Source organism: Pandoraea pnomenusa, from assembly GCF_040391475.1.
GTDB classification, from domain to species: domain Bacteria; phylum Pseudomonadota; class Gammaproteobacteria; order Burkholderiales; family Burkholderiaceae; genus Pandoraea; species Pandoraea pnomenusa_C.
In genome coordinates this window covers 1-16,764 of record NZ_JBEBXS010000030.1, presented here as the reverse complement: position 1 = coordinate 16,764, position 16,764 = coordinate 1, and the positions used below count along the sequence as shown (strand labels likewise).

The following is a 16,764-nucleotide window of genomic DNA, read 5'->3' as shown; positions in this document are numbered from 1 at the left end:
CCTCACGTCGAGCGATTCATTGGCCAACAACCGCCCGCGCCGATTGAGGTGAGCGAGAGCGATGTCCCGGCGGCCATTCGTGCGCCATCGATGTTCTCGATGCCACCCGCCCGCACGTTGATGGCCCCGTTGCCGGCAATGCTGCCCGCATCATCCGGCGTGCGCCCGGCAGACGCGCGATTGCGCAACCGCCCGGCGATGGTCATGTCGATGGCGCCCGTGCCCGCATTGGCAAAGCGACCGCCCGCGTTGTCCAGGGTGCCGGCCGACACGTCCATCTGCCCACTGGCAGCACCGACTTCGACCTTGCCGTCGGTGTTGTCGAACTGTTCGGCGACGTAGAGGCGCAACGCGTCGTGCGCGCTCACGTGACCGACGCGATTGATGAGGCTGCCGCGAATGTCGATGTTCAGCCGGCTGCCACCGGCGAGATATCCCGTATCGTTGGTGACGTCTTTGGCGACTTTCAGGGTGAGACTGTCGCCGGCATGCAGACGGCCACCGGTGTTGTCCAGACTTCCGGCGTCGACCGAGAGGGTGGCGTTCGCGGCGATGGTGCCGCCGTCCATGTTGTCCAGCGCGTCCTGCACGGTCATCGCCGTCTGCCCGTGACCGCTGTTCAGCAGCTTGCCTTTGGCGTTGTTGATGCGCGCGGCACTCAACCGCAACGTGTCGCTGGCCTCGACAGAACCCGAGTGATTGTCGAACGTATCCCCAACGTTCAGCGAGACGGACGTTGCCGCCATTTCTCCCGACACGTTGCTCAGTTGCCCTGCGATGGTCGATTTCAGCGTCCGCATAGCGGTCATGAGACCGTTGTCGTTGTCGACCGATCGGGCGTCGAGCAGCAGGTCGCCGTTTGTGCCGATTCGCCCGCCCCGGTTGTCGAGCGATTTTCCGCTAATGCTGAGCGTGCCATTCCCGGCGTGCGCCACCGTACCGTCGGTGTTCTCGAACCCGGAGGTGTCGATCGTGGCGTCTCGCGCGGCCAGATGCATCGAGCCGGCGTGATTGTCGATGCGATCGGCAACGCGCAGGCGCGCCAGATCTTGTGCGCCGGTGCCGGTCTGAATCAGTTTGCCCGTTCGATTCGTCAGTGTCCGGGCGGACACGGCGATCGAGCGCGATTGGATCTCGCCGAGGGAGTTGTCTGCGGCGTCGGCTTCAAGGGTGAGTGCCTCGTCGGCGGTCACGGTGCCGCGGGTGTTGTCGAATGCACCGCGCGCGGCGACGCTGACTTGGTGGCGAGCGACGATGCGTCCGCCCACGTTCAGCAGATCGCCTGCGGCGTTGGCGAAAAGCGAGGCGAGGGCGGTCCAGTTGCCGCTGTTGATGAGCGACGTCGCATCGAGGCGGACATTGCCACGCCCGGCAATTTCTCCCACGGCGCCATCGAGACGCCCGTTCTCGATGACCGTGTCGGCGAACAAGTGGAGATCGGCGTGACTCAGGGCGAGCATCCGTCCGCCGAGGTTCCTGATGTCGTTCGCCTTCAACGAAAACAGCCCGCCGGATTGCATCAGCCCGGCCGTGTTCGTGAACTTGCCGTGCAGCGTTGCCGTCAGGGATTGTTTGGCCGAAAGCGTGCCTCGATCGTTGCGCCAGTCGTTCGCCTCGATGGACATGACGCCGTTGGTGGCAACGGCCCCGCCCACGTTCTCGACATTGCCGACGTCAAGCGCGAAGCGGCCCGCGCCGGCGTGTTCGATCTTGCCGTCCGTATTGTCGAGTCGGGCGGAGTCCAGCCGCAGATCGGTACTGTTGGCAAGTATCTGCCCCCCACGATTGCGCATCGAGCCGGAGAGGGTGATCTGGAGTGGGGACATCGCCCCCCATTGCTCGATGCGGCCCTTGTCGTTTCGCAACCCGGCCGCGTCGATGAAGAGGCCGGAGGTTCGCAGGGTTGCGCCATCGTGAACCACGTCGCCACGCCCGGTGATCCGGGTTGTGCCGCCGACACTTGTTGTCGCACGGGACATCGTGATGTCACCGCCGCGCGTGTCCATCTGGAGCCCGCGCAGGGTGGTCGATGTCGAACCGGTCAGGTCGATGGCCTTCGCCGACAGCCGGATGTCTCCGGTGGCAGCGTGGTTTCCACCCGCCTGGAGTAACCCTGTTGTCGAGAGCGTGATGTTTCCCGTCGCGCCTTGTGTTCCATCAGCGTTGGCGCCCGCGGCGATGACACCTGACGAGGCGATTGCGGCGGCGTCGACAACGAAATGTCGGCCCGCAGACGCTTTGCCGGTGTGGCGCCATGTGCCTGCGGCGTCGAGTGCCACGTCGCGCGCACCGCGCACGTTGCCCGCGCTGAGCAGGTTCCCCTGGGTGCGCAGCGCCAATTGCGCCTCGGCCATGACGTCGCCGTCGATGGACAGGTCGCCTGATGCCATTACCCGAAGGTCGTCTTGGGATTGCAGCTTGCCGCCGACCTGGAGCCGTCCGGCGGAGCTCAGCGTCAGCGCGCCCCGCCCGGCAGTGACCTGCCCATCCAGATTGACACCCACCCCGGCTTCCGTGCCGATGAGTCGGATCTTTCCGGCATACATGCCACCGAGTCGGGAGAGGTCCAGGGCAAACGTGGGCGTGCCGCCCGACGACGTCTGGCTGTCACGGATATCGAAAGTGGCGGCGTCGATGTCGTTCAGACCGGTAATGACGTCCAGCCGCTGCGCATGCACGGCGGCGTTGACTTCGACAGCGCGGGCGAGCAGGGCGGCGTGCTCGAGATTACCGGCGTTCAGGCCGCCGCCGGCGATGCGAATGCGGCCATCGGTAACGCGGAAGGCCTCGAGCGACCCGCTGCCGCCAAACACCGGCACGCCAGTCGTGAGGACCCCGCGCGAGGTATTGACGAAGCCACAGCCATTGCAGGTGATCCCGTTGGGATTGCTGACGATGACTTCGGCACGACTCCCCGCGACTTCGAGATAGCCGGCCAGGTTCGATGGCAGTGCCCCGGTCACCTGATTGACGATGATGCGTGCGGGCGCGCCGGTGAGATTGGGATTGCCCGGCACGAGTCCGCCCATCTGCGTTTGCACGATGGTGCGGGCGTTGTTGAGGATCGCGCCCTGTGTCGGCACATCGAACTGTCGGTACTGGTTCTGCGATACGCCCGCCGCGCTCGGCGTGGTGATATTGACGAGCGGCAGGCCATTCGGTGTCACGCCGACGCCGGGCGCGTGCGGCCCGGGGGCGGCGACGATCTGCGACCACGCGGCGACGGGGAAACCGAGCGCGACTAACGCCGACAAGGCGGCGGTGCTCAACGGGCGCAGCAGGAACCGATGCGAGACGCATGGCATCTCGCTGCCGCCCCCTTGTCGACGCGCGCTGCGCCCGCTTCCGGGCGTCCGCCCGCGGGAGACGTTTTCACCGACGGCGACCCACTGGCGTCGGACATGGCTGAAGATCAGACGAAAGCAACGTGTGTTCATGAGCGGGACTCAGTAGCGAAGGGCGAGCGAGACGCCTGCGACGGCGGCATAGGTCGGGAACTGCGAAGGAGAGGAGAGGGGGCGGGCGACAAAAACGTCGTAGCTGGCGTTGCCCCAGGGCCCGCCGTAGGCACCGATTTGTCCCCGCAGGCCCAGAACTGCGCCGGCGAGTTGGGTGCCGGGGAGCCATCGGGCGCTCGGGCCGAACACGCGGCCGTAGTCCACGCCGACATAAACCGAGTGGGCGGTGGCGCCGATCGGGACATGCAATTCGTTGCGAAGGAAGAAGCCGCGCTCGGCGCTCAGGGTTTCGTCGCCGGTAAAGCCGCGAACGCTGTACCGTCCGCCAATGGCTATCTGGTCGACCGCCCATAGGGCGTTGGCGGTGGTCTGCCCGTGAAACACGCCGACGTATCTGGCGGTGAGCGCCGAAACCTTGAGCGGCACGGACCACTGCGCATCTACCGTGAACATGCGGTAGCGATAGGTTTGCTGCGTCGGCTGACGGGTGACGGGGTCGCGAAGGTCGTCCTGTGCGCCGAACCAGGGCATGCCTTGCCGGTAGTTCAGTGCGATGTCGGCCTGCGCGTTGCCGACGTATTGCCGGTGCGTCACACCGGTCTGGAGATAGGTGTTGTTGCGATATTGCTGCGAGATCTCGAAGTCTTCGATGAAGCTTTTGCCGAAGCGACGCCCGAGCCGGACATCGATCGCTGTCTTGCCCCGGCTGTCGCGATGAACGACCCGCTCGACCCGGAGTTCCGCTGTCTGATTGCGACCGCTTGAGACGAACGACTCGTTGGCGCCCGCAATGCGTTGGAAGTAAGTGCGCGTGCTGCCGAAGACCGAGACGGTGTTGTAACCCCACGGCATCGAATAGCTGACGCTGCCCCCCTGGGTGCCGAACCGGTCGTCGCCGGGCGACAGGTCGTGTTGCATGGCGACATCCAGCAGGTCGTTCAGCCCGAGCGGATTGTCGATGCCGATGGCCAACTGCCCTTGCAGTCGCCCGGTATCGCGCGTACCGCTGTTGTCGACGGAGGCCTGCAGGCGCCACGGACGTTGCCGTTTCACGTCGATCACGATGTCGCTCGAGCCAGGGGTATCGCCAGGCTCGATGCGGACGTCGGCGTCCTGGCTGGGCATGCGCTTGAGTTGCTCGAGTCCCTGCTCCAGCGCGTTTACCGAGAGCATGTCGCCAGCACGCAGCGGCACCGCAGAGCGCCAGGTGCCGCGCACGTCCGGATCGGCGAAGCGGACCGACGAAACCGTCCCCGGAACGAGGTGCAGCCTCAGGTGTCCATCGGCCAGATCCTGCTCGGGAACGCCGATGCGGGTCGTGACCCAACCGCCTTCCAGGATGGCTTCGGTCGCCACGGCGGCGATCTGCGCTACCCCGTCGGCGCCCGCGCATTGCCCGACAAATGGGGCAAGCGTCGATGCGACGAACGCGAACACTTGGGGAAGCGCGGCGCCGTCAGGTCCGGTCACGGTGACGCTGCGCAACACGATGCAAGGCGATTCGACCGGCAGCGTTTTGCTGTCGACGGCGGACGGGCCGTCCGCTACGGATGGCAGCCGAACGTCCGGTGCCTGGGCGCGGCGTTCGCGCTCCTCGGTTTCCCGGCGTTGGCGCTCCAGCTGTTCATCTTGGGTGCCTTGCCGGACTGCCTCACTGAGCGCCGATGGAGGGCGCTCTTGCGCAACGGCTGTGGCGCAAGCGAGTGCGAGTCCGCAAGCGAGCGCGCCGGTCCGCAGAACGGCATGCATACCAGGCACGCTCATTGCGTGACGCGGTCGACGTGTCAGCCGAGTGGCATCGACGTCACACGCGAATCGGCGAATACGAGGGGGGAGATAGGCGAGATAGCCCGGAAAGTCGCGATATGCCACGGATTGCACAGCCCTTTGGGAGGATCGAATCGATGCATCGCGCAATCACGTCTGAAGCGAAGTCCGGGATATCGGGGATCGGTGCGGACGCAAGTGCGAATGCGGCAAAAAAAAGGGCGCAACAGTGAGCACGGCGGAGGCATGCAACAGCAGAGGGGGCTTACACCCTGGCGTCAGGCCAGAGCTTGAGTCGGAGCGCAGATGACAAGACGGCGGCGATTCTGCCGAACGGGTGGCGTATCGGCTTTCGAATTTGGACGAGACACTCGGGTTTCATGCAACCTCGGATCAGGGACTCGCGTTTCCGGTGACGTTCGATAGTCGGCGAGGGGGGGCGCCTGCCTAAGTACTTTCCCTTCCCCGGCACCGTCCGGGCTTGCCGGCCTTGCTGGCGGGAATTTTTTTCGCTAGTATTTTAGGCATAAACTATTTACGATTTAACAAAGATCGAAAGCTCGGCGAGCGCGCCGCGATCTGTGAATCCGGAGGCTGGAGATGAATATCGTCTGTATCGGTGGCGGTCCCGCGGGCCTGTATTTCGGGCTGTTGATGAAGCTGCGCGAGCCGTCGCACCGGGTGGTGGTGGTCGAGCGCAATCGGCCATACGACACCTTCGGCTGGGGCGTGGTGTTCTCCGACGCCACGATGGACAACCTTCAGGAAGCCGATCCCGTCAGCGCCGCAGAGATCAACGCCGCGTTCAATCATTGGGACGATATCGACATCCACTTCGAAGGCCAGACGATCACCTCCGGCGGTCATGGATTCATCGGCATCGGCCGCAAGAAGTTGCTCAATATCCTGCAGGCGCGGTGCGAAGCCCTCGGCGTCGAACTCGTCTTCGAGACGGACGTCACCGACGATCAGGAAATCGCGCGTCGCTATCAGGCCGATCTCGTCATTGCCTCCGACGGCCTCAACAGCCGCATTCGCACCCGTTACACCGACACGTACCGTCCGGACATCGACACGCGCCAGAACCGCTTCGTCTGGCTCGGCACCCACCAGCGCTTCGACGCCTTCACGTTCGCCTTCGAAAAGACCGAGCACGGCTGGTTCCAGGCGCACGCCTATCAGTTCGATGCCGACACGTCGACGTTCATCGTCGAGACGCCGGAGGAAGTCTGGCGCGCGCATGGCATCGATCAGATGAGCCAGGAAGAGGGCGTGGCGTTCTGCGAAAAGCTGTTCGCGAAGTACCTCGGCGGCCACGAGCTGATGAGCAACGCCAAGCATCTGCGCGGTTCGGCCATCTGGATTCAGTTCCCGCGCGTCATTTGCGAACACTGGGTGCACTGGAACGATATCGACGGCAAGCGTGTGCCTGTCGTGCTCATGGGCGACGCCGCCCATACCGCGCACTTCTCCATCGGCTCGGGCACGAAGCTCGCGCTGGAGGACGCCATCTCCCTGGCAGACGGCCTCGTCACCCATAACGTCGACGCGCTGCCGCGCGTGCTCGACGACTACGAAGCCGTGCGCAGCGTCGAAGTGCTCAAGATTCAGAATGCCGCCCGCAACTCGACGGAATGGTTCGAGACCGTGGAGCGCTACGCCCGCTTCGCCCCGCAACAGTTCGCCTATTCGCTGCTCACGCGCTCGCAGCGTATCTCGCATGAAAACCTGCGGGTGCGCGACGCCGGGTACGTAGAAGGCTACGAGGACTGGCTCGCCGAACGTGCGGGCGTGACGCGTGCCGACGGACAGCATCCGATTCCGCCGATGTTCACGCCGTACCGCGCCCGCGAACTCACGCTCAAGAACCGTATCGTCATGTCGCCGATGGCGATGTACTCGGCCGTTGACGGCGTGCCCGGCGACTTCCACATGGTGCACCTCGGCAGCCGCGCGCTGGGCGGTGCAGGCATGATCGTGGCGGAAATGACCTGCGTGTCGCCCGACGCGCGTATCACCCCGGGATGCCCGGGGCTGTGGAACGATACGCAGCGCGATGCGTGGAAGCGTATCGTCGACTTCGTGCACGCGAGCAGCGACGCGAAGGTCGCCATGCAGATCGGCCATGCCGGGCGCAAGGGCTCCACGCGTCTGGCCTGGGACGGCATCGACCTGCCGCTCGACGAGGACAACTGGCCGCTGATTTCCGCGTCGCCGTTGCCGTACATCGACGGCGTGTCGCAGACGCCGCGTGAAATGTCGCGCGACGACATGGACCGCGTCAAGGACGACTTCGTGCAAGCGGCCCGCCGCGCGGCCGAAGCCGGCTTCGACTGGCTCGAACTGCACTGCGCACACGGCTATCTGCTCTCGAGCTTCATTTCGCCGTTGACGAACCATCGCAGCGACGAGTACGGCGGTTCGCTGGAGAATCGTCTTCGCTATCCGATGGAAGTCTTCCACGCCGTGCGTGCCGTGTGGCCGGCGGCCAAGCCGATGTCGGTGCGTATCTCGGCGCACGACTGGGTCGAAGGCGGTATCACGCCGGACGACGCCGTGCAGATCGCGCGCGCCTTCAAGGACGCGGGGGCCGATCTCATCGACTGCTCGTCGGGACAGGTCAGCAAGGAAGAAAAGCCGGTCTACGGTCGCATGTTCCAGACACCGTTTGCCGATCGCGTGCGCAACGAAGCGGGCATTCCGACGATTGCGGTCGGCGCGATCTTCGAGGCGGATCACGTGAACAGCATCATCGCGTCGGGCCGTGCGGACCTGTGTGCGCTGGCTCGCCCGCATCTGGCCGATCCGTTCTGGACACTGCACGAAGCCGCGAAGATCGGTTACAAGGACTTGCCGTGGCCTGCACAGTACTATGCCGGCAAACGGCAGTACGAGACGAATCTGGAGCGTGCTGCCGCCTACGCTCAACAGATCGGTAAATAAGGACAGTTCATGACGTCGACGACACCCCCGGCAACCGCCGCACCCGTCTCCCTGCAAGGCGTACACGCGCTCGTGACGGGCGGTGCGCGTGGCATTGGCGAAGCCGTCGCCCGCTCATTGCTCTTGCAAGGCGCGCGTGTGACGCTGCTCGGGCGCAGCGAAGCCTCGCTTGCCGCTGGCGCGCAAGCCCTGTCAGCGCACGGTGAGGTGGCCTGGGTCAGCGCGGACATCTCGGATGCCGCTGCCGTCGACGCCGCATTCGCACGCGCGGCCGAACGTTTCGGCCCGGTGCAGGTGCTGGTGAACAATGCCGGGCAGGCGGTGAGCGCACCGTTCGGCAAGACGGACAGCGCGCTCTGGCAGCAGATGATCGACGTGAACCTGACGGGCACGTTCCACTGCATCTCCGCCGCACTGCCCGCCATGCTGGCCGCCGGATGGGGGCGCATCGTGAACGTTGCCAGCACGGCCGGCCTGATCGGTTATCCCTACGTGACGGCCTACTGCGCCGCCAAGCACGGCGTGGTGGGGCTCACGCGTGCGCTGGCGCTGGAAGTGGCGAAGAAGGGCGTGACGGTCAACGCCGTGTGCCCCGGCTATACGGAGACGGATATCGTGCGCGACGCCGTGGCGAATATCGTCGCGAAGACCGGACGCAGTGAAGACGAAGCCCGCGCCGAGCTGGCCAAACGCAACCCGCAGGGGCGTCTGGTGCAACCGCAGGAGGTTGCCGACGCGGTGCTGTGGCTCTGCCAGCCGGGCGCCGGTGCGATGACGGGGCAGTCGCTCGCGGTGGCGGGCGGCGAAGTGACCGTCGGGTAAGTCCGCACACATACGCAATCACATCGGCGTGCCGTCGCCTCAATCAGCCACGGCGCGCACGCACAACCCATTCAAGGAGATCGGCCAATGAGTGACGTGAAACTGACGATGGCGCATCACAAGCGCCCCTTCGCGAACTATGAAGCCAAGCACTTCCTGTGGTCGGTGTCGAACGACGCGCAAGGGCGTCCGAGTATCGGCACGATCACGCTGAACCGTCCGGACAAGAAGAACCCGCTGACGTTCGATTCGTATGCGGAGCTGCGCGATCTGTTCCGCGCGCTGGTTTATGCGACGGACATCAAGACGGTGGTGGTGACCGGCGCGGGCGGCAATTTCTGCTCGGGCGGCGACGTCCACGAAATCATCGGCCCGCTCACGAACATGAGCATGCCGGAACTGCTCGATTTCACGCGGATGACGGGCGATCTCGTGAAGGCGATGCGGGCTTGCCCGCAGCCGATCGTGAGCGCCATCGACGGCATCTGTGCCGGTGCCGGCGCGATGATGGCGCTGGCGTCGGACATGCGTCTGGGCACGCCGCAAGCGAAGACCGCATTCCTGTTCGTGCGCGTGGGGCTGGCCGGTGCCGACATGGGCGCCTGCACGCTGCTGCCGCGCATGATCGGACAGGGCCGTGCCTCGGAGCTGCTCTACACCGGGCGCGTGATGACGGCGGAGGAGGGGCTGCAGTGGGGCTTCTTCAACGCGCTGCACGACGGCGGCGCGGTGCTCTCGGCGGCGCAGACGCTGGCCGATCAGATCGCCTGTGGTCCGACGTTCGCGCATGGCGTGACGAAGAAGCTGCTGCATCAGGAATGGAACATGGGCGTGGACGAGGCCATCGAGGCCGAGGCCGAAGCGCAGGCCATCTGCATGCAGACGAAGGACTTCCGCCGCGCTTACGACGCCTTCGTCGCCAGGCAAAAGCCGGTGTTCAAGGGCGACTGACGCGAGACGATGAGTGCTATGACGACTGAAACTCCCCGCAACGCGCGCAACGCCGACTTTCTGGCATGGCCGTTTTTCGATGACGCCCATCGGCGTCTCGGTGCCGATCTCGATGACTGGTGCTCGCGTGAGCTGCACGTCGATCATCACGCGGATACGGATGCCACGTGTGTGTCGCTGGTGCGTCAGCTGGGGCGCGCGGGCTGGTTGAAGTATTGCGTGCCCGCGAGCCATGGTGGCGCGCTGGACAAGCTGGATTCGCGCGCGCTGTGCGTGCTGCGCGAGACGCTTGCACGTCACGACGGCCTTGCCGATTTCGCATTCGCGATGCAGGGGCTGGGCAGCGGTGCGATCACGCTGGCGGGCAGCGACGCGCTCAAGCAGCGCTATCTGCCGCGTGTGGCGTCGGGTGAGGCGATCGCGGCCTTCGCACTGTCGGAGCCGAACGCCGGATCGGACGTTGCCGCGATGGCCTGCTCGGCTACGCCGGATGGCGATCACTACGTGCTCAACGGCGAGAAGACGTGGATCTCGAACGGCGGGATTGCGGATTTCTATTGCGTTTTCGTGCGCACGGGCGAGGCACCCGGTGCGCGCGGCATCAGCGCGTTCGTGGTGGATGCCGACACGCCGGGCCTCACGATTGCGGAGCGCATCGACGTGAGCGCGCCGCATCCGTTGGCGCGCCTGAAGTTCGAGAACTGCCGCGTACCGGCCTCGCAACGGCTTGGCGATGCAGGGCAGGGCTTCAAGGTCGCCATGATGACGCTGGATATTTTCCGCGCGTCAGTGGCGGCGGCGTCGCTGGGGTTTGCGCGTCGAGCACTGGACGAAGGGCTGGCGCGTGCGAAGTCGCGCGAGATGTTCGGGCAGACGCTCGCGGACTTCCAGATCACGCAGGCGGCGCTGGGCGACATGGCGACGTCGGTGGATGCGGCCGCACTGCTCACGTATCGCGCGGCCTGGCAGCGCGACGTGCAGGGGCAGCGCACGACGCGTGAAGCGGCGATGGCGAAGATGTTTGCCACGGAATCCGCGCAGCAGGTGATCGACCGGGCCTTGCAGATGTTCGGCGGCGCGGGCGTGGTGTCGGGCGCGATCGTGGAGCGTCTGTACCGGGAGATTCGTTCGTTGCGGATTTATGAGGGCGCAACGGAAGTACAAAAACTGATCATCGCGCGCGAACTGCTCAAGGACGATTGAGCGTTTCGGTTCGACGCGTGGGGCATGGCCTGTAGATGGCTTGTGATGTGCGCAGTGTTGCCCGTGGAGACCGGGACAGCATGGCGTCTTGCAGAACACTTGGAAGCACTAGGACAATGCCCGGCCTGCGTGGCCGGCGTCATGCTTGATTACCGGGGGCAAGGAGAAGCACATGGAACGATCTGGACATCTCGACACTTTTGCGCGCGACAACCTGCCGCCCGCGCATGAGTGGCCTGAGTTTCTGCTGGACAATCCGGACGTGGCGTACCCGGCGCGCATCAACTGCGCCGCCGAATTGCTGGATCGCACGATTGCACAGGGCAGGGGCGATGCACCCGCCATCTACTCGGTGGAGAACGGCAAGCCGACGGTCACGACGTATCTCGGACTTCGCGAGATGGTCGACCGGATCTCGCACGTGCTCCGCAACGATATGGGGTTGGTGCCGGGCAATCGCGTGTTGTTGCGGGGGCCGAACAATCTGTTCATGGCGGCCGCGTGGCTCGCAGTGATCAAGGCGGGGCTGGTCGGTGTGCCGACGATGCCGCTGCTGCGCGCGAAGGAGCTCAAGCAGATCATCGACAAGGCGGAGATCGGCGCGGCGTTGTGCGACGGTCGTCTGAAAGAGGAACTGGAGTTCAACCGTCAGGCAGGGCATGAGTATTTCTGTCCGTTGCTCACGCAGGTGGTGTATTTCCACGACGTGGGTGAGGACTCACTGGAGGCCCGCATGGCACGTCAGCCGGCGAGCTTCGAGGCGTGTGACACGGCGGTGGATGACGTGTGCCTGATCGCGTTCACGAGCGGCACGACGGGGCAGCCGAAGGGCACGATGCACTTTCACCGCGACGTGCTGGCCATGTGCGATCTGTTCCCGCGTCATGTGCTGAAGCCGGGGCCGGACGATATTTTCTGCGGCACTCCCCCGTTAGCGTTCACTTTCGGCACGGGCGGCTTGTTGACGTTCCCGCTGCGCGTGGGGGCGTCGACGGTGCTGCTGGAAAAGCTCACGCCGGACAGTCTGTTGCAGGCGATTGCGGAGTACCGCGCGACGATCTGTTTCACGGCACCGACGTTCTATCGTCAGATGGCGGCGCTGGTCGGCAAATACGATCTGTCGAGTCTGAAGAAGACGGTATCGGCCGGCGAGGCATTGCCGGATGCGACGCGCCAGTTGTGGAAGCAGGCGTCGGGCATCGAGATGATCGACGGCATTGGCGGCACGGAGATGATCCACATCTTCATCTCGGCGGCGAATGGCGACGTGGTGCCGGGGGCGATCGGCAAGCCGGTGCCGGGCTATATCGCGATGATCGTGGATGAGAACATGCAGCCGCTGCCGCCGGGCAAGGTGGGCAAGCTGGCAGTGAAGGGGCCGACGGGTTGCCGCTATCTCGCGGACTCGCGTCAGACGAATTACGTGAAGAACGGCTGGAATCTGCCGGGCGACACGTTCATGTGTGACGAAGCGGGCAATTACTACTATCAGGCGCGCTCGGACGACATGATCGTCTCGGCGGGTTACAACATCGCCGGGCCGGAGGTGGAGTCGGCGCTGTTGCAGCATCCGGCCGTGGCGGAGTGCGGGGTGGTGGGGGCGAACGACGAAGCACGCGGGCAGATCGTGAAGGCCTATGTGGTGCTCAAGGCGGGCGAACCGCGCGACGACGCGATGGTGAAGGCGCTTCAGGAGTATGTGAAGGCTAACATCGCGCCGTACAAGTATCCGCGTGCGATTGAGTTCGTCGACGCGTTGCCGCGCACGGAGACGGGCAAGCTGCAGCGTTTCAAGCTGCGTCAGATGGCGCAGTGAGTTGGGGGTGGGGCGCTCCAGTTGGCACCCACTGACTTTTTGGAGACCGTGACGTCGCGAGGTTGTCGGGCGGTACGGCGAGTGGTTGGACAGGAGGGGAATGATGGCGGGAGCCGACGTGGCAACACATGCTTTCGTGAAGCCGTTGCTGGTGCGCTTCAAGCACTGCGATCCGGCAGGCATCGTGTTTTATCCGCGCTACTTCGAGATGATGAACGATCTCGTCGAGGATTGGTGCGCTGACGGGCTGGGCTTGTCGTTCGGCGAAATGCATCTGCGCGACGGAATGGGCGTGCCGACGGCGAATATCGAGTGTCGTTTCAGCGCACCGAGTTTCCTGGGCGACACGCTGTCGCGTTCGCTGGAGGTGGTACGACTGGGACGTTCGTCGATGACGCTGCGAATCCGGTTCGCGGGCGCGAATGACGAGACACGTCTGGAGGCCACGCTGGTGTTGGTGTGGGTGGCGAAGGGCGAGGGCGGCCGGCCTGCCGCGATTGCGGTGCCGGCGGCGCAACGTGAGGCGATTGTGCGCTTTGCCGCACCTGATTCTGTGATTGAAGGAGTGTCGTGATGCTGCAAGTTCTGCAACCGCCCGAGTGGGCGAAACCGCGTGGCTATGCAAATGGCATGGCTTTCGAGATGACGGTGGGCAGCCGCATCGTGTTTGTCGGCGGTCAGATCGGCTGGAATGGGCAGCAACGTTTCGAGACGGATGATTTCGCGCTTCAGGTGCGTCAGACGCTGGAGAACATCGTGGCGATCCTTGCCGAGGGCAAGGCGAAGCCGGAGCACATCGTTCGCATGACCTGGTATGTGAAGAACAAGGAAGAGTATGTGGCGAGCTATCCGGCGATCGGCGAGCACTATCGCGCGGTGATCGGTCGTCACTTCCCTGCGATGACGGCGGTCGAGGTGGCCGATCTGGTGGAGGACGAAGCGAAGGTGGAAATCGAGGTGACGGCAGTGGTGCCGGCAGCTTGATGCACGGTATGTGAGTCGTGACTGAGGGCACCGGTGTGCGAACGTTGCGCCGGTTTTCCCCCTCGAAATACGGCGAAAATACGGTGGAAGTATGGTGGGAAAATGATGGAAGTGCGGCTTACTGGCGACTCCGGCAACGTTGGGGTTTGTCCGTAAGCCGTTTTGTTTTTCGCGACATATAGTCGTTATCAGGCACACGTTGCGTTAGCGATCGGCGGCGATCCCGCCGGGAGGTACGCAATCATGAACAACGATGCGCCGCAATCGCGCGGCAGGGGCTGGTTGTGGCTGTTGCTGCTGCCCTTCTTCGGCGTGCTCTGGGTGCCGTTCTACAACCGGCTCGAGCCGTCTCTCTTCGGTTTCCCGTTTTTCTACTGGTATCAGTTCGCGTGGGTGATTCTTACCGCGCTGCTGACGGCATGGGTGTATCTGCGCACCGCGCCGCTGGATAACGCTGCGGGGGGCCAATCATGAACTGGACCGCGACGGTGGTGTTTGTGGCGTTCTTCGCGCTGGTGACGGTGATGGGGTTTGTGGCAGCCCATTGGCGGCGTGGAGATCTGGCGCAGTTGGACGAGTGGGGGCTGGCCGGGCGCCGTTTCGGCACGATAGTGAGCTGGTTTCTGCTGGGCGGGGATCTGTACACGGCTTATACGTTCATCGCGGTACCTGCGTTGGTGTTCGGCGCTGGCGCGCTGGGCTTTTTCGCGCTGCCGTACACGATCCTGATTTTTCCGTTCGCATTCGTGGTGTTCCCGAAGCTCTGGCAGGTGTCACGCAAGCACGGCTATGTGACGGCGGCTGACTTTGTGAGCGCTCGCTATGGCAGCGGTTGGTTGGGGTTGGCGATTGCGGTGACGGGGATCGTGGCGACGATGCCGTACATCGCGTTGCAGTTGGTCGGGATCGAGGTGGTGATCGGCGCGCTCGGTTTTCACGCGGGCGGCTGGTTGGACGATCTGCCGCTCATCATCGCGTTCGTGATCCTGGCGGCGTACACGTACACGAGCGGGCTACGTGCGCCGGCGATGATCGCGATCGTGAAGGACACGCTGATCTACATCACGATCATCGCGGCGTTGGTGGTGATTCCGGCGCGTCTTGGCGGTATCTCGCACATCTTTGCTGCGGTGCCTGCGGACAATTTGCTGCTGAAGTCCCCTTCGGGCGGTTCGCTTAACGGGTACAGCGCGTATGCAACGCTGGCACTGGGTTCGGCACTCGCATTGTTTTTGTATCCCCATTCGATCACGGCGCTGCTCAGTGCGAAGAACGGGAATACGATTCGGCGCAATATGGCATTGCTCCCGGCCTACACGCTGTTGCTCGGGCTGATTGCGCTGCTCGGCTATATGGCGTTGGCCGCCGACGTGAAATCGATGCCGCAGTTTGCACCGTATTTCGCGCAATACGGGACGAATTTCGCAGTGCCTGCACTGTTCCTGTACGCGTTCCCATCGTGGTTTGTCGGTGTGGCCTTCGCGGGGATTGCGATTGGCGCACTCGTGCCGGCCGCAATCATGTCGATTGCTGCGGCAAATCTCTACACGCGAAACGTGCACAAGACATTCGTGAACCGGAATGTGTCGGCGTCGCAGGAAACGTTGATCGCGAAACGGGTGTCGCTCGTGGTGAAACTCGGCGCACTGTTCTTCGTGCTGTTTCTTCCGCTTCAGTACGCGATTCAACTTCAACTACTCGGCGGCATCTGGATCATTCAGACGCTGCCCGCGATCGTCCTCGGCCTCTACACGCGCTGGCTGGATCACCGAGGTCTGCTGATCGGCTGGCTCGCCGGCATCGCGTTCGGTACCTGGATGGCAGCCTCGACGGGCTTCAAGTCGTCGATCTTCGCGCTACATCTCGGCTCGCTGATCATGCCGGGATACGCGGCGTTCTATTCGCTCGTCGTCAATCTGATCGTCGCAGTGCTGGTGACTGCGCTGGTGAAGATGCTGGGCATGCAACCGCACGCGGACGCGACACGGCCCGAGGATTATTCGGACGCCGTGCACCCCTGATGCTGTCGGAGGCATAGCAAACGAGGGCGCACGATGGCGCCCTCGTTTTGTTTGGCTTCGATTTACTTACGGTCGAACGAGTACTTGCCCGGACCCGTCACGGCCAACAGCAGCAAACCGCCCGCGATACTCACGTTCTTGTAGAAGTTGATCATCGCCATGAACTGGTCCATGCCGCTCAATCCCCAATACCGATGGCCAATGAATGCCGTCGCCAACGTGTACACCGCCAACACCAATGCCAACGGACGCGTGTACAAACCCACGACGATCATCAAACCAACAATCAACTCAACCACCACCGCAATGACTGCCGAGATCGTCGGCATCGGGGCACCCGTCGCCGCCATATAGCCAATGGTGCCCTCGAAGCCCATCAGCTTCTGGTATCCAAACATCACGAACAACACCATCAGCAATACGCGTGCCGCCAACAGCACGCCATCTTTGTTCGATTCAAGCGAGAGGTAACGCATTTTTCATCTGCCTTTTTAAGTGGGTGTTTGCGCGATTCGCGAAACATGTGGCAATTCTAGAGTCCCGCTGGAATGCATCAAGATGGTGGAATTTGTAAGTTTGTCTCGATGTGGTGGACAAAACCTCCCCCCTGGACGGATCGGGGCCCCTTTCCGCTGCTCAGACATAAACCCAACTCGCCTCAGAAAGGGGCCCCGATCCGTCCCACCTCCACGCCCCCAGTCCCTCCACCGACACCGTCCGCTTCCCGCTTCCTCCCGCCTCGCCCCAGTCCCTCTTTTCTCCCCACCAATGCAAAACGCCGGGGAGTGCCCGGCGTTTT

Annotated in this window: 12 protein-coding genes and 1 pseudogene; 9 read left to right on the top strand and 4 right to left on the bottom strand. The window is 63.8% G+C overall.

The window, feature by feature from the left end:
* Window positions 1-2: 2 nt before the first annotated feature.
* The 3 genes and pseudogenes from ABWO90_RS22250 to ABWO90_RS22240 form a co-directional block, all read right to left on the bottom strand.
* On the bottom strand, window positions 3-3,305 hold the full coding sequence (locus tag ABWO90_RS22250; protein WP_353193426.1) for a two-partner secretion domain-containing protein: 3,303 nt from the start codon (window positions 3,303-3,305) through the stop codon (window positions 3-5).
* 24 nt (window positions 3,306-3,329) lie between these two features.
* Window positions 3,330-3,437 (bottom strand): annotated as a pseudogene (locus ABWO90_RS22245) (ESPR-type extended signal peptide-containing protein); the annotation flags it as partial.
* 9 nt (window positions 3,438-3,446) lie between these two features.
* Window positions 3,447-4,928, bottom strand: coding sequence for a ShlB/FhaC/HecB family hemolysin secretion/activation protein (locus ABWO90_RS22240; RefSeq protein WP_353193400.1), 1,482 nt, complete (start codon window positions 4,926-4,928; stop codon window positions 3,447-3,449).
* An 897-nt stretch (window positions 4,929-5,825) separates the two neighbouring features.
* Between ABWO90_RS22240 and ABWO90_RS22235 the strand changes: the two genes are divergently transcribed.
* The 9 genes from ABWO90_RS22235 to mctP all read left to right on the top strand — a co-directional run bounded on the left by ABWO90_RS22235 (window position 5,826) and on the right by mctP (window position 15,965).
* Window positions 5,826-8,168, top strand: coding sequence for a bifunctional salicylyl-CoA 5-hydroxylase/oxidoreductase (locus ABWO90_RS22235; protein WP_353193399.1), 2,343 nt, complete (start codon window positions 5,826-5,828; stop codon window positions 8,166-8,168).
* A 9-nt stretch (window positions 8,169-8,177) separates the two neighbouring features.
* The gene (locus ABWO90_RS22230) at window positions 8,178-8,990 is read left to right on the top strand and encodes an SDR family NAD(P)-dependent oxidoreductase (RefSeq protein ID WP_353193398.1); all 813 of its coding nucleotides are present in this window, start codon (window positions 8,178-8,180) and stop codon (window positions 8,988-8,990) included.
* A gap of 87 nt (window positions 8,991-9,077) precedes the next feature.
* Window positions 9,078-9,941, top strand: coding sequence for an enoyl-CoA hydratase family protein (locus tag ABWO90_RS22225; protein WP_353193397.1), 864 nt, complete (start codon window positions 9,078-9,080; stop codon window positions 9,939-9,941).
* Window positions 9,942-9,959: 18 nt separating this feature from the next.
* Complete coding sequence (locus ABWO90_RS22220; RefSeq protein WP_353193396.1) at window positions 9,960-11,144, top strand: acyl-CoA dehydrogenase family protein; 1,185 nt, start codon at window positions 9,960-9,962, stop codon at window positions 11,142-11,144.
* A gap of 172 nt (window positions 11,145-11,316) precedes the next feature.
* Window positions 11,317-12,960, top strand: coding sequence for an AMP-binding protein (locus tag ABWO90_RS22215; RefSeq protein ID WP_353193395.1), 1,644 nt, complete (start codon window positions 11,317-11,319; stop codon window positions 12,958-12,960).
* A 103-nt stretch (window positions 12,961-13,063) separates the two neighbouring features.
* On the top strand, window positions 13,064-13,534 hold the full coding sequence (locus tag ABWO90_RS22210) for an acyl-CoA thioesterase (RefSeq protein WP_353193425.1): 471 nt from the start codon (window positions 13,064-13,066) through the stop codon (window positions 13,532-13,534).
* 2 nt (window positions 13,535-13,536) lie between these two features.
* Complete coding sequence (locus ABWO90_RS22205) at window positions 13,537-13,944, top strand: RidA family protein (RefSeq protein WP_353193424.1); 408 nt, start codon at window positions 13,537-13,539, stop codon at window positions 13,942-13,944.
* Window positions 13,945-14,187: 243 nt separating this feature from the next.
* Window positions 14,188-14,418: a DUF3311 domain-containing protein gene (locus tag ABWO90_RS22200; protein WP_353193394.1), complete on the top strand. Its 231-nt coding sequence runs from the start codon at window positions 14,188-14,190 to the stop codon at window positions 14,416-14,418.
* Window positions 14,415-15,965 carry a monocarboxylate uptake permease MctP gene (gene mctP / locus ABWO90_RS22195; RefSeq protein ID WP_353193393.1) on the top strand — a complete coding sequence of 517 codons (1,551 nt, stop codon included), beginning with the start codon at window positions 14,415-14,417 and terminating at the stop codon, window positions 15,963-15,965. Before ABWO90_RS22200 ends, mctP begins: the two co-directional genes overlap by 4 nt.
* 62 nt (window positions 15,966-16,027) lie before the next feature.
* Here the strand turns inward: mctP and ABWO90_RS22190 are convergent, their stop codons facing one another.
* Window positions 16,028-16,441 (bottom strand): DoxX family protein, encoded by a 414-nt coding sequence (locus ABWO90_RS22190; protein ID WP_353193392.1) that lies wholly within the window; start codon window positions 16,439-16,441, stop codon window positions 16,028-16,030.
* Between the last annotated feature and the right edge of the window lie 323 nt (window positions 16,442-16,764).

What these genes read in the sequence shown, in the direction of transcription:
- ABWO90_RS22250 (WP_353193426.1), bottom strand. Translation starts at nt 3,305, where the DNA reads ATGCCATGCGTCTCGCATCGGTTCCTGCTGCGCCCGTTGAGCACCGCC.
- ABWO90_RS22235 (WP_353193399.1), top strand. Translation starts at nt 5,826, where the DNA reads ATGAATATCGTCTGTATCGGTGGCGGTCCCGCGGGCCTGTATTTCGGG.
- ABWO90_RS22230 (WP_353193398.1), top strand. Translation starts at nt 8,178, where the DNA reads ATGACGTCGACGACACCCCCGGCAACCGCCGCACCCGTCTCCCTGCAA.
- ABWO90_RS22225 (WP_353193397.1), top strand. Translation starts at nt 9,078, where the DNA reads ATGAGTGACGTGAAACTGACGATGGCGCATCACAAGCGCCCCTTCGCG.
- ABWO90_RS22220 (WP_353193396.1), top strand. Translation starts at nt 9,960, where the DNA reads ATGACGACTGAAACTCCCCGCAACGCGCGCAACGCCGACTTTCTGGCA.
- ABWO90_RS22215 (WP_353193395.1), top strand. Translation starts at nt 11,317, where the DNA reads ATGGAACGATCTGGACATCTCGACACTTTTGCGCGCGACAACCTGCCG.
- ABWO90_RS22210 (WP_353193425.1), top strand. Translation starts at nt 13,064, where the DNA reads ATGGCGGGAGCCGACGTGGCAACACATGCTTTCGTGAAGCCGTTGCTG.
- ABWO90_RS22200 (WP_353193394.1), top strand. Translation starts at nt 14,188, where the DNA reads ATGAACAACGATGCGCCGCAATCGCGCGGCAGGGGCTGGTTGTGGCTG.
- mctP (WP_353193393.1), top strand. Translation starts at nt 14,415, where the DNA reads ATGAACTGGACCGCGACGGTGGTGTTTGTGGCGTTCTTCGCGCTGGTG.
- ABWO90_RS22190 (WP_353193392.1), bottom strand. Translation starts at nt 16,441, where the DNA reads ATGCGTTACCTCTCGCTTGAATCGAACAAAGATGGCGTGCTGTTGGCG.